The 18,797-nt window shown below is 44.5% G+C and carries 15 protein-coding genes; 8 read left to right on the top strand and 7 right to left on the bottom strand.

Annotated elements, in window-relative coordinates:
• Positions 1-5: 5 nt before the first annotated feature.
• The 4 genes from ABD128_RS04385 to ABD128_RS04400 form a co-directional block, all read right to left on the bottom strand.
• The gene (locus ABD128_RS04385; RefSeq protein WP_343987088.1) at positions 6-671 is read right to left on the bottom strand and encodes a MiaE family protein; all 666 of its coding nucleotides are present in this window, start codon (positions 669-671) and stop codon (positions 6-8) included.
• Between the two features lie 70 nt (positions 672-741).
• Positions 742-2,706 carry a transglutaminase TgpA family protein gene (locus ABD128_RS04390; RefSeq protein WP_343987091.1) on the bottom strand — a complete coding sequence of 655 codons (1,965 nt, stop codon included), beginning with the start codon at positions 2,704-2,706 and terminating at the stop codon, positions 742-744.
• Positions 2,707-2,727: 21 nt separating this feature from the next.
• Entirely contained in the window at positions 2,728-3,669 is a 942-nt protein-coding gene (locus ABD128_RS04395) for a DUF58 domain-containing protein (protein ID WP_343987094.1), read from the bottom strand.
• A complete protein-coding gene (locus ABD128_RS04400; protein WP_343987097.1) occupies positions 3,669-4,586 on the bottom strand; it encodes an AAA family ATPase in 918 nt (305 codons plus the stop codon). The genes ABD128_RS04395 and ABD128_RS04400 overlap by 1 nt, the downstream gene beginning before the upstream one ends.
• Positions 4,587-4,725: 139 nt before the next feature.
• Between ABD128_RS04400 and ABD128_RS04405 the strand changes: the two genes are divergently transcribed.
• From ABD128_RS04405 to ABD128_RS04415, 3 genes are all read left to right on the top strand, one after another.
• Positions 4,726-5,262 (top strand): hypothetical protein, encoded by a 537-nt coding sequence (locus ABD128_RS04405; RefSeq protein WP_343987100.1) that lies wholly within the window; start codon positions 4,726-4,728, stop codon positions 5,260-5,262.
• Positions 5,263-5,442: 180 nt separating this feature from the next.
• Positions 5,443-6,075: a hypothetical protein gene (locus ABD128_RS04410; protein ID WP_343987103.1), complete on the top strand. Its 633-nt coding sequence runs from the start codon at positions 5,443-5,445 to the stop codon at positions 6,073-6,075.
• Between the two features lie 219 nt (positions 6,076-6,294).
• The gene (locus tag ABD128_RS04415) at positions 6,295-6,453 is read left to right on the top strand and encodes a hypothetical protein (RefSeq protein ID WP_343987106.1); all 159 of its coding nucleotides are present in this window, start codon (positions 6,295-6,297) and stop codon (positions 6,451-6,453) included.
• A 164-nt stretch (positions 6,454-6,617) separates the two neighbouring features.
• On the opposite strand, the gene fadJ is transcribed toward ABD128_RS04415, so the two are convergent.
• The 3 genes from fadJ to ABD128_RS04430 form a co-directional block, all read right to left on the bottom strand.
• The gene (fadJ, locus tag ABD128_RS04420; protein ID WP_343987109.1) at positions 6,618-8,768 is read right to left on the bottom strand and encodes a fatty acid oxidation complex subunit alpha FadJ; all 2,151 of its coding nucleotides are present in this window, start codon (positions 8,766-8,768) and stop codon (positions 6,618-6,620) included.
• Positions 8,768-10,117, bottom strand: a complete 1,350-nt coding sequence (gene fadI / locus ABD128_RS04425) for an acetyl-CoA C-acyltransferase FadI (RefSeq protein ID WP_343987111.1) — start codon at positions 10,115-10,117, stop codon at positions 8,768-8,770. Before fadI ends, fadJ begins: the two co-directional genes overlap by 1 nt.
• 215 nt (positions 10,118-10,332) lie before the next feature.
• Entirely contained in the window at positions 10,333-12,996 is a 2,664-nt protein-coding gene (locus tag ABD128_RS04430; protein ID WP_343987113.1) for a TrlF family AAA-like ATPase, read from the bottom strand.
• 458 nt (positions 12,997-13,454) lie between these two features.
• On the opposite strand from ABD128_RS04430, the gene ABD128_RS04435 reads away from it, so the two are divergent.
• From ABD128_RS04435 to ABD128_RS04455, 5 genes are read left to right on the top strand one after another with little or no spacing between them, the layout of a single operon-like run.
• Positions 13,455-14,414 (top strand): AAA family ATPase, encoded by a 960-nt coding sequence (locus ABD128_RS04435; protein ID WP_110199125.1) that lies wholly within the window; start codon positions 13,455-13,457, stop codon positions 14,412-14,414.
• A 15-nt stretch (positions 14,415-14,429) separates the two neighbouring features.
• Complete coding sequence (locus ABD128_RS04440; protein ID WP_343987117.1) at positions 14,430-15,437, top strand: DUF58 domain-containing protein; 1,008 nt, start codon at positions 14,430-14,432, stop codon at positions 15,435-15,437.
• A 3-nt stretch (positions 15,438-15,440) separates the two neighbouring features.
• On the top strand, positions 15,441-16,055 hold the full coding sequence (locus ABD128_RS04445; protein ID WP_343987120.1) for a DUF4381 domain-containing protein: 615 nt from the start codon (positions 15,441-15,443) through the stop codon (positions 16,053-16,055).
• Positions 16,048-17,058 carry a vWA domain-containing protein gene (locus tag ABD128_RS04450; RefSeq protein WP_343987123.1) on the top strand — a complete coding sequence of 337 codons (1,011 nt, stop codon included), beginning with the start codon at positions 16,048-16,050 and terminating at the stop codon, positions 17,056-17,058. Before ABD128_RS04445 ends, ABD128_RS04450 begins: the two co-directional genes overlap by 8 nt.
• Complete coding sequence (locus ABD128_RS04455; protein WP_343987126.1) at positions 17,051-18,796, top strand: tetratricopeptide repeat protein; 1,746 nt, start codon at positions 17,051-17,053, stop codon at positions 18,794-18,796. The genes ABD128_RS04450 and ABD128_RS04455 overlap by 8 nt, the downstream gene beginning before the upstream one ends.
• Position 18,797 lies beyond the last annotated feature (1 nt).

Raw genomic sequence — 18,797 nt, forward strand, 5'->3', positions numbered from 1 at the left:
ACCTTTTAATTTAAAGAATTATTCGACTGAGGAACGCCTGAATGAAAGCGGAACAAGGGATCGGGTGTTTCGATCAGCCCTTTCTCTTTTTGTAAAAAGAAATCCAAGCGCTCATCAATCGGATGTTTAGAATACTGCTTGGCTAAATCAATATAGTCCATGAAATGACGTGATTCAGACTTCAGCAAGAAACGGTAATATTTGGCTAACTCAGGGTGTGAGTCTTTAAGGTATGGCACTAACGCATGAAACCGTTCGCAAGAACGAGCTTCGATAATCCCACCAATAATCAAGCTATCGATTAAGCGCTGAGGGTCGTCTTTCGAGGCGAACTGATGCAAACCAGCGGCGTAGCGCGACGGCTTAATCCCGCGATATTTAATGCCCTGTTGCTCAATAAATTCAAGCACTTGCTCAAAGTGCAACACTTCTTCGCGGATCAACTGCGACAGTTTTTTCAGTAACTCAATGCGCTCTGGGTAGCTAAACATCAGCTTTACCGCTGTGGCAGCCGCTTTTTTCTCACAGTGCGCGTGATCGATAAGCAGCGTTTCTAAATCCGTAACCGCATACTCCAACCATGCTGTTGGTGTTTCACAATAAAGAAATTGCTGGATTGGAGTAATATCAACGCTTTTCTCAGCGCGCTTTTCTGCCAAGTTGTGTGCCATCGAGTTTGCCAAACAGGTATTAATTTAAGGTCGCACATTATAACGGCTAAGCTCAGCCTTGTCAGTTGGCTTACACTTTCGACACTTGCTGCTTAAAGCGTTTAAGCAATTCAGCGCTAACCTCTTGTTGCTGATAGCGAATTTCAATATAGGTCTTTAGGGCAGGCGCAGCTCGCGAGTAAACCTTTTGTGAGCTATCGCGTGTCAGTTTCAGAACATCTTTGGGGCCCATATTTCTATCGCACGGAATACCAAGCTTCTGTAATTTCTTGAGTAAACGCAAGTAATGCTTTGTCACCGGCTCTAGCTTTTGCGCGCCTCTAAGCACTAAATAGCCAAAGATAAAGCCTGCTAAAATAATGGTCGCCAAAAGGCCATAACCTAAATAGCGGTACTGATGACGCTCGATCCCCAGTTTACGTAACCAACTAAACTGCATATCACGACTATAACCCATTACGGTTTCGCTCCAGAAAGACTGAATCGCATCCCAGCGCAAGGCTAAATTTTGCAACAACCCTTCCGGTGCACCGAAGCCCATATCGCTACCAAACTCTTCAAACCAACCATCCCTTGAGCTCGCTGAACCCCGTAAATCCTCTTCAACTCTTGATGGATGGATAGCCGCCGTTGGATCGATACGACGCCAACCTTCGCCCTCTAACCACACTTCGGTCCAAGCGTGTGCATCCGACTGGCGCACAATATAGTAATCACCATAAGGGTTATACTCGGCGCCTTGATAACCCGCAACGACTCTAGCCGGAATGCCCGCGGAGCGCATAATATATACAAAAGCTCCGGCATAATGTTCACAGAAGCCCTCCTGTGTGTCGAACCAAAAACCATCAATGGTATCAACTTCAATAACTCTTGGCGTAAGCGTATAACGGTACTGATTCTGGTGGATATAAGACAAAATCCAGCGGATAAAAGCTTCGTCACTGGTATGTTTCTGGCGTTGCTCTGCAGCCCACTCCCGCGTGTCCGTATTACTATTTCGGGGAAGTTGCAATGTACGCTCAAGCTGATTCTCGCTTAATGACTGTCCACTAAAGTCGATATCATAAGCTTGCGCCGAGTAAATAAAGCGCTGCGTGATTTGGCGACGCCTTAACCATGTGTGGTCGCTAAAGAGGTAGGCTCCTTTTGGTGCTTCGGCGAGCTCTTCCAAGCCAAAAATCCAGTTACGATTGTTCGGCTCCATTTGCACTTTATATTGATAGGTCGGCGTCATCGGCAGTTCGAGGTCTTCTCTAACTGGGGTATGGCGCTCCTTAAACCAAGTAAAGCCATCAAATTGTGATAGCACCAATCCACGCCAATACATTTCAGAGCGTGGCGGTACCTTGCCCTCGAAATCGACTCGAAACGCAATATCATCAAAAGTGTGCAGAACGCCGATACTACCGGGGCTCATGGTATCGTCAATACCGCTACCCGCTTGATTATCCGACGGCATTGACCATAGCGGCGACGCACTTCTTGGGAAAAATAGAAATAGCAATATCATGATAGGGATGGCCTGAAGCAGAGTCACTCCTGAGATCTTGCCAAGACCAGCCAGCCCTTGAAAGCCGCGAGGACTGTTAAGCGCGACTAACCCGACTAGAATGGATAGCACGCCTATCAATAGGTAAAACCCCATCCATATCGCTTCGCTATAGAAAAACGCGGTGACTAATATAAAGAAGGAGATAAATAAAATTAAGGCTGCATCGCGATAGCTTCGTGCCTCTAGCAACTTAAAGGCATACATCAAGCTGATTAAGCCAATCCCTGCATCGCGACCGTTAAGGGTTTTAAACTGCAGGAATACACCACCGACACACAGCAGAACAACAATTAGCAACACCCAACGAGGTGGCGTCGCATCGCGTCGATACATGACGTACTTAGCCAATAATAGGACTATGGTTAAGGCGCTAATCCAGACGGGTATATAAAACCACAAAGGCAAAAGCACCAAAGCCTGAATAGCGATTAGCAAAGGGATAATGCCTTGGCGACTAATGGGTAATTGTTTAACGTTCATAAACTTCTAGATCCCGTTCCGCTAAAGTAAAGCCAATGACTTTAGGCATTTGTGCAAATGTTCCGGCCCCTGCCCCATGGCAATCGCTTCTTGAGGAAGCTTAAGGCCATAAACCTGCTGACTTTTTTCAGCGGCCAAAACCGCGTCAGTTAAATATGAAATAGCGAGTTCTTTTTCATAATGCGCGACGCTATCCCAACTTAAGGTTTGCTGCTCGCCCACATAATCTTCGAACTCCTTGCTTAACAAGCCACGCTCTCGGGCATAAGCCTTCCACATCACCTGCTTGATCGGATCTCCCGCTTGATAGTCGCGCAAATTATGAAAATCTTCAGCGCCTTTTTCACGCGCTTGTCCTTCGTCGATACCCGTGTTGGTTGTGATCAAAGGCTCGGGGCATGGAATTGGTTTTGGGTAGACCAGAATTTGGTAAGGCGAACGTACCCAGGACCAAGCTTCAAAAATACCAAAAGGAAAAATAGTCGAACAGACCACCCTCGGAACCGGCATGTAACCACGTCGCTGTGTCTCTAGGCTAATGGTCGCTAGCGATTTAGACTCCGCCTCGACATCGACATAACTCACGCTTTTCTTGGTCAGGCCGACGCCAATGGCGAAACGCTGACCTTGGGTGTTATTCACTAACTGCACATTCAGCGTAGCATCTTCAGTAGCGAACACAGAGCCGGATTTATGACAGCGAACTTCTAGGCCTTTTAAATTACGGAAAGTATAAAAAACGGAGAGCAGCCCCACCGCCAAGAGGATAAACCCCGCCATAAAACCCATGTTGTTTTGGTAGTTTGTCGAGGCCACTAAGATCAGAACCAAAATACCCAGCATCAACCAACCATAACGGGTAGGTAAGATATAAATGTTCTTCTGCTTCAATAACGTCGCTACTTGTAAAGGTAACCGTTTATCGACCCAGCTGAAAAATGTTTTCTTTGCCGATTTAATCATTAGGCAGGCACAGGCACATCGTTAATTAATTCTTCGATTAACTCAATGGTCGAGGTCGACGAGGTTTTAATCGACTGCAATCGGTGGCGCGCAGAAGCGACAAAAACCTGCTGTATATCTTCTGGCAAGACATAATCACGCCCATCGACAAAAGCCCAAGCTTTAGCCGCACTAACGATAGCTAAGCCCGCACGAGGCGAAAGCCCATGAGCAAAATCAGGACTTTGTCGCGTGGCCTGAATCAGATCCATCACATACTGTAATAAATGATCAGTAACCGTTAGTCCCGCTACCGTTTCTTGTAGCTGCTTTAACGTTTCAAGATCAAGCAAGGATTGAAGCGAAGGCATCTTAGTTCGCCCCGACTCTCCTTTCAGCAAAACCTTCTCCAAAGCAGCATCAGGGTAGCCTAAACTGATCTTAAAGAGGAAGCGATCGAGTTGCGATTCTGGCAAAGGGTAAGTACCAATTTGATGCGTAGGGTTTTGCGTCGCGATAACAAAAAATGGCGAAGGTAACTCATACGTACTACCTTCGACCGTGACCTGCTGCTCTTCCATAGCTTCGAGCAAAGCGCTTTGCGCTTTTGGCGTGGCGCGGTTAATTTCATCAGCCAAAACCAGTTGCGCAAAAACTGGGCCTGGGTGAAATTCGAATGCTGACTTCTCGCGATCGAAAATATTAGCGCCAACAATGTCTGCGGGCAGAATATCACTCGTAAACTGAATTCTTTGAAAGTCCAAACCAAACACTTTCGCCATCGCCTGCCCTAAAGTGGTCTTGCCCATTCCAGGTAAATCTTCTATTAACAAATGACCTTTGGCTAATAAACAAACAACTGCTAATTTTACTTGGTAAGGTTTACCCAATAACACTTTATTAAGTTGCTCTAAAACCGGCAAAATCGATGAATTCATGTGATTCCTTATTTTATACAAGGTTTTGTGAGAAAGTTCTCATAAATACGAGACTATAAATTTTTAATTCAGTCTTAATTCAGTTTACTTGAACCATAATACAGTTGCATTATTTAACAAGAATTATGAGGAGACGACAATGTCACTTAAAAAAGTATTTATCGCAACAAGTATCGCCCTTTCTTCTAGTTTAGCAATGGCGAATGGCGTTAGCTACGATTACGTGCAGGGTGGTATTCAGGATTATGACGATCAGTTTGACGGTGTAGAGTTCGAAGGCGCTATGTCTTTTAACCAAAACTGGTATGGTAAAGCTGAGATAATGAAAGCTGAAACTAACGTTGGTGATACAGACGTTGATCGCATTCGTTTAAACGTCGGTTTCCATACGCCAATCAACAACTCAGTTGATTTCGTTGCAGAAGCTGGTTTCGAAGACTATGAAATTGGTGGATTCGATGATTCAGGCTTCAACGCGCTAGCGGGTTTCCGTGGCATGGCGAGCCAGAACTTCGAACTAGGTGGTTATGCTCAGTACTCAGACGTACTTGAGTCAACTGACCTAACAATCGAAGGTCGTTACCACTTCAACCGTAACATGTCTGTTGGTGTTGAAATCGGTAATGATGACGAGTTAGACAACCACTATGGTGCTAACTTCCGTTATAGCTTCTAAGAGCTGGTTTCTAAGAGCTGTCCATAGAGAGCAAGAAAGGCCGCGTAATGCGGCCTTTTCTTTACCTGGCACACTGCAAAGCCAGACTTACATTAGCTTTGTGTAAAGGCTTAGTTTCTCAAGAGAAAGCTTTATAGTACACTAGCACAAATTTTAGGCATCAAAGCAAAACAGAAAACAATGAAAAAAACACTTATTTCAACAGCCGTGGCGCTAGCGACAATCGCCAGCAGCTCGGTCCAAGCTAACGATAAAATTCGCTATGACTATGTAGATTTTGGCTACATCCACAGTGAAGGCGAACTCACTAGCGATAAAACTGGTTACCAGTTCAATATCTCACAAGCCTTTGACGAAACCTGGTATATAGCAGCGTCTTTACAATCCCAGTCTGCCGATGTCTGGGCTGCTGGCAATAAAGGCAATGTAACCGCGAAAGAATACTCTATGGTCTTCGGCTTTCACGTACCATCAACGCGTACCGACGACTTCTTTATGGAAGCGGGTTATGCCAAGTTTGATGGTGACGGCATTATTGATCAATCGACTTACGGCAACGACGAAGACGGCTTTTTAGTGAATCTAGGTTTCCGTGGGCGTTTATCCACTAACTGGGAATACAAGCTCTTCGCCGGTTATAAAGACTTCGATTACTCTGACTATGTTGACGAAGCGAACCATGAAGATTCAAATTCAACGACTTACGGCTTAGAAGGACGTTATTACTTGTCAAAAAACTGGTCGTTTGGCGTTAAAGCGTCTCAAGAAATCACTGGCCTAACCTCAGGCTTTGATTTCCGCTACAACCTCTAATATGCATAAAATCAGAGGCTTAGGGAGTTAGTTACGACTAACTTCTGAGGTTTGGCCTGTATGTAAATAAAGCTGACGCTAAACTTCACCAATTGCAAACTTGTTCACACTATATCAAGGTTCTGTGAGACTTATGCCACAGAACCTTTTTTTGTAACTGTTAAAATTTTAGACAGTCGTAAATCATAAGTTCCAATTGCAAAGGTTGAGGTGTAAATCATGAAGTATGTGCTTGCTGTCATTCTTGCTGTGGTAGGCATTAAGTTTTTGTTAAACGAGCCCATGATATGGGAAGTTGCCCAGCAAAACAAAGAGTTATTGGGTGCTGTAGTCTTAACAATTTTAGCGAAGCCTCTACTAAAAAGAATCTTTGATTAATTCAGTTCTCCCTATAGAACTTTGAAGGTGGCTTTGCCACCTTTATTTTTATCTGAATTTTGTACTCTACTACTCGTTTTCATAAAAAAGCCCTGAAACCATACAGCTTCAGGGCTTTTTATTATCGACGTTTAACCATTCAAAACGTCTAAACTAGAACACTTCTAATGAAACGTTTCCGAGTTATCCTTCATTTTCACTAAGATATCAGCAGGTGCAAAGCGATCACCATGCAACTTCTGGTAATGCTCTAAGCGCTCGACGACTTTGTCGATGCCCAGTTTATCCATATAGCGGAATGGGCCTCCGTGGAATGGTGGGAAGCCAATTCCGAAAATTGCACCAATATCACCATCGCGCGCGCTTCGGATTATGCCATCGTCTAAACAACGCGCCGCTTCGTTAGCCATGATTAATAAGCCACGCTCGGCAATTTCGTTAGCTTCGATATGCTTGTCTGGGCTGACGCCAAGCACTGAATAAACGCTTTCGTCGACTTCTTTGCCCTTAGACTTACCATCGTATTTATAGAAACCACGCTTATTCTTCTTACCCTTGCGATTATCAGCTTTCAACTTCTCGAAGGCTTTCGGCGTCGACATACGCTCACCAAAGGCATCTTCCAGAATTGGTGCAACTTTAGTCGCAACGTCGATACCCACCTGATCAAGTAAGCTAATTGGGCCCACAGGGAAGCCCGCTTTAACCATCGCTTTATCCAACTTCTCGATAGCCACGCCTTCGCTAAGCAAGATACCCGCTTCATTGATGTAAGGCGCTAAAATACGGTTTACATAGAAACCAGCACCATCATTAACCACGATAGGTGTTTTGCCTTGCTTCTTAGCCAGCTCAACACAGGTCGCCGTTACCCAGTCTTCGGTCTTGTCAGTGGTGATAATTTCGACCAATGGCATCTTCTCCACAGGCGAGAAGTAATGCAAACCAATGACTTTCTCAGGCTGAGCAGCGCCTTCTGCAATCTTGGAAATCGGAATTGACGAAGTATTAGTGGCGAAAATAGTGTCTTTTGAGCAATGCTCTTCCACATCTTTAACCATCTGATGCTTAAGCTCTAAGTCTTCAAACACCGCTTCAATAATAATATCTGCGTCTTTGAAGCCCGAATAATCCGTACTGCCCGTTAAATGCGACATGGTATGACGTGCTTCTGAAGGACTGATAATACGCTTCTTCATCTTCTTAGAAATGATATTCCAAGAGTAATTCAAAGCACCGTTCACGCCCTCTGGCTTAACGTCTTTAATTCGAACTTGTTTCTTAGCCTTGTCCACTGACACATAAGCAATGCCAGAGCCCATTAGACCACCACCCAGCACGCCCACTTTACGAATGTCAGCCGGCTCTGCGTCAGAATCGACGCCATTATCTTTCTTCAGCTCAGTGGTCGCGAAGAACACACTGATTAACGCTTTAGCTTCATCAGACACCACCAACTGGCCGAAATTACGCGCTTCAATCGCTAAGCCCGCTTCCATGCCTTGCGACATGCCTTTCTCGACACACTCGATAATTTTGTTTGGCGCCGGATAGTTACCTTTGGTTTTCTTAGCGACGGTCTTACGCGCCTGATCAAAGATAATGTTGCGTCCAAACGGATTAGACTCTAAAACCAGCTTCTGGAAGCCTTTTGCGCTAAAGTAACTGCTAATTGGCGTTTTCTTCTCGACGCCTTTGCGTAATTCTTGAATACGCTTTAAGGCCGCTTTCATCAAGTTAGCCTGTGGCACTACTTCATCGACTAAACCAAGCTTCTTAGCTTGCTTTGGGAATAGTTGCTTACCCGTCAGCATCATGTCCAACGAAGGCGCGATACCGATTAAGCGTGGTAAACGCTGGGTTCCACCACCGCCAGGCAAGACGCCAAGCTGTACTTCTGGCAAGCCAAGCTTTGTTTTTGGGCTATCTGAAATCACACGTCCGCTACACGCGAGCGCTAATTCCAAACCACCGCCCAAACAAGCGCCATGAATCGCTGCAACCACTGGCTTATTCAGCTTTTCTAAAGCATTGAAGAATTTGTGGCCAGTTAAAGAAAGTTGCTCAGCGTCTTCCGCCGTATCAACCTTGCCAAACATAGTAATGTCGGCGCCAGCAATAAAGCTGCCTTCTTTGCCACTTTTAATGATTAAGCCCTTGATAGAGCTATCATTTTTAATTTGCTCAATCACAGGCTCAAGCTCTGCGATGAACTCCATCTTTAAGACGTTTTGCGACTCATTCGGCAAATCGATTGAGATGACGGCAATACCATCGTCCTGCTGCTCAAATGTAAAGAATGTATTATCCGACATTATTCAACCTCCAAAATCATTGCAGCACCAATCCCGCCAGCGGCACACGCCGTGGTTAAACCTAGGCCACCGCCACGACGTTTTAATTCGCGTAACGTCTGCGTGATCATTCGCGTACCGGTAGCTGCGAAGGGATGACCATAAGCCAAAGAACCACCAAGTACGTTAAATTTATCCATATCAATTTCACCAATCTTAGTGCGCTGACCGAGTTTCTCTTTAGCAAACTGAGTCGACTCGAAAGCACGCATATTGGAAATCGTCTGTGCCGCAAAAGCTTCGTGCATATCAATCAGATCTAAATCTTTCAGCTTTAACTTCGCTTTTTTCAAGGCTAGTGGCGTAGCGTATGAAGGCCCCATTAACATGTCATGATCCGCTTCAATCGCTGCGAACGCATAGCTTTTGATGTAGCCTAATGGCTCATAGCCAAGCGCTTTAGCTTTTGATTCTTTCATCAAAATCACCGCAGAAGCACCGTCGCTTAAGGGTGTCGAGTTAGCGGCTGTAATAGTGCCGTACTTACGATCGAAGGCTGGACGTAATTTGGCATAGCCCTCAAGCGTTGAATCGAAACGCACAATGTTGTCGCGCTGTAACGGCTCTTTGGTATAAGGCTCAGCATAAGCAGTCATCACTTCATCATCAAGCAAGCCCTCTTCCCACGCCTTAGCGGCTAGCGTATGCGAGCGATGCGCGAGTTCGTCTTGTTCCTGACGAGTAATACCACGGTCGCGCGCCATTTGCTCGGCGTTCTGGCCCATGGTTAATCCCGTCGAATATTCCTTAATCGCAGGCGGAACCGGCGTTAAATCTTTAATTCGAAGTTTTTTCAGGATAGATAGCTTCTGCCCCATCGTTTTCGCTTTCTGCAAATCCACCAACGCCAAAGACAAGGCTTTACTAACTCCGATAGGCACCACCGAAGATGAATCAGCACCACCAGCAACACCCACCTCAACGTCACCAACCATTATCGATTCCGCCAAACTCGCCACACTCTGGAAACTCGTGGCACAAGCGCGCGACACAGAATAAGCATCGGTGTGCACGTTCATTGGCGTACCCAAGACGATTTCACGGGCAATATTAGGCGCTTCAGGCAAAATCACCACCTGACCAAAAACCACACGCTCAATCAGCTTAGGATCAAGCTCAGTCTTTTGGATCAGCTCATTAACCACCATCTTGCCAAGCTCAATCGCATTAATGCCTCTGAAATGACTCGCCTGCTTAGCAAATGGCGTTCTAAGCCCAGAAACGATAGCAACGCGATCTTGTTTCGTCGCGCGAGTGGTCTTCTTAGCTGTACTACTCTTCTCGGAATTGGAAGCAGTTGTCTCGCTCATGATAACTCCTAATAAAATGTTCTACCTTGATTCTACCTAATCACTAGGATATTTCAAACACTCGTTTGAATTTATACCTTTTCCAATAACTAAATATCGACAAACAGTCTCCCAACCAAAAAAGGCGCCGAAGCGCCTATGAGGTTTAATGAACTGTAAGCACAGCTTGAATATTTGCAGTGTGATGTACTCTGACGCCATTAATTCCAGTAAGTCTATAAAGAATATATACTCTGCCTCTGCAAAAATGCTCTTTCTCCTCCTTCGAGGATTGCACAGCAATCTTTCTGTATAGATTTCCTATCGATCGAGCCTCGACTTACAATCGATGTCTTATCACTTGTGCTTCGCAAAGGGATAATTAATTCTGCATCGCCCAGAACTGCAATATTTGCATTGTGCGTGACGATTATTACCTGTCTTGTTTCTTTTATTTTCTTTAGGTTTGCAACAATAGTTTTGTAAACAAATTCGCTGTCTAGGTTGTCTTCAGGCTGATCTATTAACAGTGGAATATTGTTTTTAGATTGAATAAGAATTGCCAGAATAATTGACTGCTGCTGACCTAATGACAACTTGGATATTGACTTAGAGATATTCCTTGTATGACCGTCTACCTCTACTACTTTGGTCACCAAAATGTGTGGCCTGTCTTCGTATGAAAGCGCTTGGAAGTCCTCATATGAGTTATTCTCTCCGACCAGGTCAAATATTCGTTCTATATCTTCATCTGGAAACACTCGGTAGCCATTCTCATCAAAAATCTTTGCAAATTTAGACTTTCGACGACGCTTAACCTCTGAAGAAAAGACTATTGGTGACATCTTAGACGCTATAATTTCTGACCTTTTAACCTGGGAGGTTCTCCAGCCCATCATTTGCTTGAGAAGTTCCTCGAATCTTGGCGAGTAACCACCTTCGGTGAATTTTGCAGAAACAAATAACCCATCAACTGAGTTTTTTAAATTATTGTTGATCCGTGTACCAAAAGAATATCGTTCTTTATAAATACTTTTCTTCAGCTCAACACGCTGTTTCAGTAGCTCATCTCTTTCATTCTCTTTTTTACTCAGCTCAACCTGGTCGGCCTGGAGCTTCCTAAGACGCTTCTTATAATACTCAAGATCTTTAGCTATCTGATTAATTTTGCCAATATCAAAAGGAATCCCTGCTTTTTCTAACTCCGACTTTTTATCATCAATCTGTTGTTGAATTTCGGACTCTTTGGACTTCCATGATTCGAGTTGAATTTTAAGAAGACCAATTTTTTCTTCTAAGGCGACGTTTAACTCATCAGATTTACCTGACACAATTTCAGAAAACTCATTAACCAGCTTCTTTACTTCGGCTATCTGGTCTTTTCCTACAATGATTTCATCATCAGAAAATTCATCAAAGTATTCAAATAGCGTTGAATCCTTAAGAACCTTTCGATAGCTTTTAGTAAGTTTATTTAGCTGTTCTATTAGATCTTCCCTTAAACCCTTCTCTTTCACTAAAGCTACTTGATGCTTAACAAGATCGCCAACTCTGTCTTGTTCTAGCCGCAATTGTTTCTCCTTTAAAGAATTTAGTTGCCGTTCAGTATCTTTTATTGCTGCAACCTCAATTCGCAACTTCCCTAGAGTGCTCTGGTTTTCAAGCAGCAATTCGCAGACATTTGCATCTTCTAACTTTAAATGCTCGATTTCCAAAAAACCATCAAGAAAATCAAGCAGATTTTGAGGCTCTTCATCACTGTTCTTTATTGTATCGGCTGTTTCACTTTGCCCATAACATTCCATAGGAACTCTTTGGAGGCCATCATCTCCATCCGTATGATTGAATGCATAACCATTTTTGGATCGTCGAAATTCAATTACTTTTCCAGTTTCATCTTCATAAAACAAACTAATATCATCGGGCCATACGTCGCTATCAACGACATCCTTCGAGGAATCATTCCCTGATGCCACGCGAATAGACTCCATCAATGTTGACTTTCCAGTCCCCCTGCCTCCTATTATGCAACTTAGGTTACTACTGAAATCAATAAACTGATCATCTAGCAGCCCTCCCTTAATCTCAATTTTGACAAATTTTGGAACCTGTTCAGGAATTACATCTTCAATACGAACTCTAGATTCATAGTACATCAAAGCAATGCGGAGTGCCTGAAAGCTCAATTCATCAACTTTGAAACGTGTTAGCTTCTTATTTCCTTCTGCGTTTGTTCCAAGCTTATTTATTGAGTGTGAATCAGAGGACATGACTTTAGGGAGTATTATATCATCATGGAGATTAAGCCTTTTTCTTCGCTCTTTTACTAAAGCCAATCGATTACTATCGGAATCTTCATCTGTATAAAGCTCATAACTAGCTTTTCTACTTATTTCAAGAGCAAGCAAAGCTGGGTGGCAGAAAATATCGTCCATTTGAGAATTAAACCGTACTACTGTCTTTTCAAAACCAGAATCCAACTCAATATGTGCAAGGATTCCAAAACCATTGAACTGAGAAGCTAAGTTTAAGCACTCAACGATACCCTGTGAGCAACGCTCTTTGTCTTCCGAAATAGTGAGCTTCCCATGAAACGACCTCAACTCTTGGAAGCTTGGAAAATATATAAGAAGGTGCCCTTGTGTTGTGCTAACTTCAATTCCTGGCACCACAAATAAATCCTTGTCTTCGGCATAATCAATTGCTGCCTTACTATTTAGAATTTCGTTGTGATCTGTAATGCTTATTATTTGCAGATTGGAATCTATTGCTGTATCCACAATTCTTTCAGGCGTCATATCTTGATCATTAACGTCAAAAGAACCTGAGTCTTTTCCGTAAGAATGTATGTGAAGGTCAGCTCGAATAAACTGCGCTCCATTGTTGAAGGTAATATTCAAAGTTTTCTCCTAAATACGCAGTATCAATAAACTACAATAGTATTAGCTCTCTTTTTGAGCCAAATGGGGATTGCAAAATTTCGTTTCTGCCGGAATAAATTAATAGCTTAGGAATTCCTGTATTTGTTTATAATTAATTGGTTTATATATAATTATAATTACTACTCTAAAAGGCTAACTTTCCTAATGAGTTCTTCCTATTGACGAGTTCCTCGTATTCTTAATTTATCCGTTTCCGTTAAAGTAAAGACTACTCGAAGCTAAGAGTAGAGTCAAAACCGCTATAAAGTGGCTTACTTTTTAGAGCTCCTCGGGGTGATATAGGGTCCTGAATTGAGGTTATATGGACTTATTCTGTCAACGGGTAACAATTAGTTGCAACTTTTTATGGTTTTTTGATACAAAACTGCCTACAGATCTATTACATTGAACACACTTTTTCGTGCACGAAGGCAATCATGAGTATAAAAGAACAATTTATTCAGCTTGATGAGTTTCTACAATCACGCATTATTGGCCAAGAGAGCTTGGTGCATAGGATGATTATCGCTACTTTGGCGGATGGTCATTTGCTGGTGGAAGGTGCGCCGGGTTTAGCGAAAACTCGTGCGATTAAGGAGCTTTCGACGGCGATGGAAGGTAGTTTCCACCGCGTTCAGTTTACTCCAGATTTGTTACCGGCGGATTTAACCGGTACTGAGATTTATCGTCCTCAAGACGGCAGTTTCCACTTCCAGAAAGGCCCTCTTTTCCATAACTTTATTCTTGCCGATGAAATCAACCGTGCACCGGCCAAAGTTCAGTCGGCTTTATTAGAGGCTATGGCTGAGCGCCAAATTACCGTGGGGCGCGAGAGTTTCGAGCTACCGCCGTTCTTCTTAGTCATGGCGACGCAGAACCCTATCGAGCAGGAAGGTACTTATCCGCTGCCTGAAGCGCAGTTGGATCGTTTCTTGATGCACGTTGAGGTGAATTACCCGAATCATGACGCTGAAGCTCAGATTTTAGCGGTAAATCGACAAGAAGCGCTTTCTGGCGAGCCACCACAAGCCTTGAGCATCAGCCAAGAGTCGCTATTCGCGGCGCGCAAAGAAGTCTTAACGGTTCACATGGCACCGGAAGTTGAGCAGTATTTAATCCAGTTAATTATTGCCACTCGTGCGCCTGAGCAACATGCGCCTGAGCTTGCGAGCTATATTGAATATGGTGCCAGCCCTCGTGCCACTATTGCGCTCGACCGCTGTGCCCGCGCCCATGCTTGGCTCGACAACCGCGATTATGTGACGCCGAGCGATATTCAGGCTATATTGCCGGAAATTCTGCGCCATCGTATTATTTTAAGTTACCAAGCTGAAGCCGAAGGCATCAGCACCAATGATGTCATCACTAAGCTTATTGACTTAGTTCCAACACCGTAAACGATTAGTGTGTCGATGACTGAATATAGTGTTACTGCCCAACAAGCACGCGAGCACAGCATCGAGCTGAGCTTGGAGCAGCTTATTGCCTGTCAGTATTGGGCTAAAGAAAGTATTCCATTACCGCATAAGAAAACACGCGCACATCTTGTCGGTGGGCACCTGTCGCCTTTTAAAGGTCGCGGTATGGAGTTTTCCGAGGTTCGCCAGTATCAGGCTGGCGACGACATTCGCACTATCGACTGGCGCGTGACGGCGCGTACGGGCAAGGTGCACACTAAAATTTTCCAAGAAGAACGCGAGCGTCCGGTGTATATCGTGACGGATTTACAGGACACCATGTTCTTCGGCTCCAAGAATCGTTTTAAATCGACTTTAGCCTGCTTACATTCGGCGCGTGCTTTTTGGGCGGCTTTTAATAGTGGTAATCGAGTAGCGGGATTATTCAGTACGGCCAATGATCATTTAGAACTCAAACCCTCGAATCGCCGCCAGAATGGTTTACGCTTGTTGCAACAAATGATGGAGCTGCATAATCAGCGTCTCGAGGCGATTTACCAAGAACACTCTAGTTTTGAGGTCAACCAAAACGCCCTTCGCGATACTTTGTTGCGATTACGCCATTTGGTTAAAGGCGGCAGTCTGATTTATATCTTTAGTGACTTTATGAATCTCAATAGCGAGTGCCAACAGCATTTAACCTATCTAGCGCAACATAATGATATTTATGGCGTGATGATTGCTGATCCGCTCGAATCGACTATTCCATTGCCTGGCCAATACACTTTAACCGACGGTTTAAGCCATATTCGTATTGATGCCGACAACCGCCGAGACATGCAACGTCATAAAGACAGCTTCGAACAGCGCGTGGCGCAAGTTGCTAACTATTTTACGCAATCGCAATCGGCTTTTAGACTGTGTAGCACCGAAGATTCGATTACCGATTTATCGCTCGACCCGGCTTTAAATAACAAGTCTTTAAATAGCAAAGCGCTAAACAATCAAGCAGCGGGGCTATAAATTATGCTCACGCAACTATCATTACTCGCCACCAGCACGCAAGAAACTCAAACTGCACAATTACTAGAGCAGCTACGAGATATACACCAACCCGAGCCTGTTAGTTGGTGGCCACTAGCGCCCGGCTGGTGGATTATTATTGCTTTAGTTGTGCTTATTGCGGCGCTATTTATCATCAAGGCCATTCTTAAGAAACGTCACTATCGTTACGTTCGCTTGGCGGTTAAAGAACTAAAACAGTTAAAACAAACTAACAAAGAAAGTCGCTGGTTAGCGAAAAGTCATAACCTTATGCGCCGTTTAAGCTTGTGTTATGTACCAGAAGACAAGATCGGTCGTATGAGCCAGCAGGAGTGGCAAGCTTTCTTGCAGGCGACCAGCAAACAGTCACTCAATAAACAGACACTCAGCGAGCAAACGATCAATGCTTTTGTCGACTTGCCCTATAAGCCCGCGAGCTACAGCGAAACGCTCGATAAAGACGCCATATTAAATGAAGTGACTCAGTGGGCCGAAGGTTTGCCTGAGCAAGCCAAACAATGGCTTAACCAGTATCAAACACGATCTAACACCAAGGATACCGTCAAGAGCACGGTCAAGGAGAGCTCAGATGTTTGAGTTTCAGTGGCCTTGGTTGTTATTGCTGTTACCGCTCCCCTTGCTTATTTGGTGGCTTGAAGAACGTAAGCAACGCCAACAAGCTCTGCGCGCGCCTCTGTACCTCTACTGGAAAATGCAGCGCGAGCAAGGCAAAAAAGTTAAAGGCAAATTTCCTTGGTACAACTTTTTACTGTGGACTCTTTTAGTCTTTGCCGTGGCGCGCCCTACTTGGGTTGGCGATCCCGTTCCACTGACTAGTAGCGGGCGTGATTTAATGGTCAGCATTGATATCTCTGGTTCGATGGAGATGGAGGACATGGAGCTAAACAACCAAGCTGTCAACCGTTTAGTGGCCGTTAAAGCCATTATGAAAGAGTTTATTAAACGACGTGATGGCGACAGGTTAGGCTTGATACTCTTTGGTGAGCAGGCTTATCTACAAACGCCACTGACGTTTGATTTAAAAACAGTGCAAATCATGCTGGATGAAACCGAAATCGGTTTGGCGGGTTCGTCAAGAACCGCTATTGGCGACAGCATCGGCTTAGCAGTAAAACAGCTTAAAGATCGTAGCGCAAAAAATCGTGTGCTAATTTTGCTGACTGATGGGCAAAATAATACAGGCGTTCTCAATCCCCTCCAGGCCGCGGAACTTGCCGAGCACGCAGGCGTCACCATTTATACCCTTGGTGTTGGCGCGGATAGAATGGTGGTTAGAAATAGCTTTTTCGGCGATCGTACAATAAATCCGTCAAAAGAATTAGACGAAGCCACCTTAACGGCAGTGGCCGAGAAAACGGGCGGCCAGTATTTTCGTGCGCGCAACACCGAAGAGTTGGAAAAAATTTACGCCAAACTGGATGAATTAGAGCCAGTGGAAGATATGGACCAAAGTTATCGCCCAAGTAAAGCACTGTTTTATTTTCCGCTACTAATCGTATTGTTACTGAGCTTTGCGAAAGTCTTATATCAAATTTTGGTATCGCGTCTAGAACAGCGGACGGAGGTCAATAATGCCTGATTTGAGCCTTTTCCACTTTATACGCCCCTGGGCATTATTGTTAATTATCCCTGCGGCGTTTCTGTTCTGGCTCTATCGCAGGATTAGCCAACAGCGTCAAGGCTGGGCGGCGATTATCGATCCGCATCTACTCGAATGGATAATGCCTCGCTCTGATGCTGGTAAAACCCGCAAACATTTACCGTTTCTTCTGTTAGTGTTTTGGATTATCGCTTGCCTCGCCTTAGCAGGCCCTACTTGGAAGAAAACCCCACAACCGGTTTTTTCGAGTAAAGCCACGCAAGTTATATTGCTCGATATGTCCTACTCCATGGACGCTGACGATATAAAACCGAGTCGCTTAGAGCGCGCGAAATATAAAATTAAAGATTACTTAAAGCTACACAACGAAGGGCTAACGGGATTAGTGGTTTATGCTGGCGATGGCTTTATTTTAAGCCCACTTACGAGCGACAAAGATACCATTGAAAACCTTTTAGGCGCCTTATCGACAAACATTATGCCGCTGCTTGGTAGCCGCCCTGAATTAGGTTTTGAAAAAGCTATCGACTTATTAGACAGCACTGGGTTAGCCCAAGGAAAAATCCTTTGGTTTACCGATGGTGCGGAAGAAGAAAACCTTGAGGCCATTACCGAGCAGTTAGAAGGTACGCCGTACCAAGTTACCGTGTTAGCGCTAGGAACCGAAGAAGGCGCCCCGATAAAACTCTCGAACGAGAAAGGCTTTCTCAAAGATCAAAACGGCAATGTGGTCATCCCTCAGCTCGACTACTCCAAGCTAGAGGCCTTTGCGCGAGAGAATGATGCCTTGTTGACTCCAGTTACTGCCGATAACAGCGATGTACAACTAATGGTTCAGGCGACCAGCACTAACACTGACTCCGAGCAGCAGGAGAACAAGTTTGCTGACGACTGGTTTGATCTTGGCTACTGGCTGATTATTTTATTGCTACCCTTGGCTTTGTTGAGCTTTAAACATCGTGCTTTACTTGGCTGTCTATGTCTATTCACCTTCATGGGGTTGACCACACCAACTGCGCAAGCAAATCCTCTAGAGAAGCTTTTCCTTAACGATAACCAGCAAGCTAAAAAGCTACTTGATAAAGATAACCCAGAAGAAGCTTATAGAAAGTTTAAAGACCCTCGTTGGAAAGCCCAAGCGGCATACCGCATGGGCAGTTATGATGCGTCGGAAAAACTATTAAAGCAGTTACCCGAAGATGTTCTACAGGCTGATGATTGGTATAACAAAGGTAATGCCCTAGCCCTTCAAGGCGAGTACGAGCAAGCTATCGAAGCTTATGAGCAAGCATTAAAGCAAGATCCCGACCACCAAGATGCAGAGTATAATAGAGGCGTTGTCGAACAAGCGAAGCAACAACAAGAGCAGCAACAGGAACAGCAAAACCAGAATCAAGATGGTGACGCTGAGCAGAATGATCAGCAGCAAGACTCCGAGCAACAACAATCGGATCAAGAAAACGATCAAGAGTCTGATCAAGACAGCGAACAACAGCAACAAGATTCTGAGCAGCAACAAAAGCAAGAGCAAGAACAGCAAAAGCCCGAGTTAACTGAAGAGCAGCTCAAAGAGCAGTTTAAAGAAGAAGAGAAAGATCAAGAGATGGAGCAGTGGTTGCGTCGCCTGCCTGATGATCCAGGTGGCCTATTAAGACGTAAGATGTACCGTGAGTACCAACGCCGTGGACGCAATCAGCATGTCGAAAAGAATTGGTAAG

Origin of the sequence: Kangiella japonica (assembly GCF_039523535.1) — a bacterium.
Taxonomy (GTDB): Bacteria; Pseudomonadota; Gammaproteobacteria; order Enterobacterales; family Kangiellaceae; genus Kangiella; species Kangiella japonica.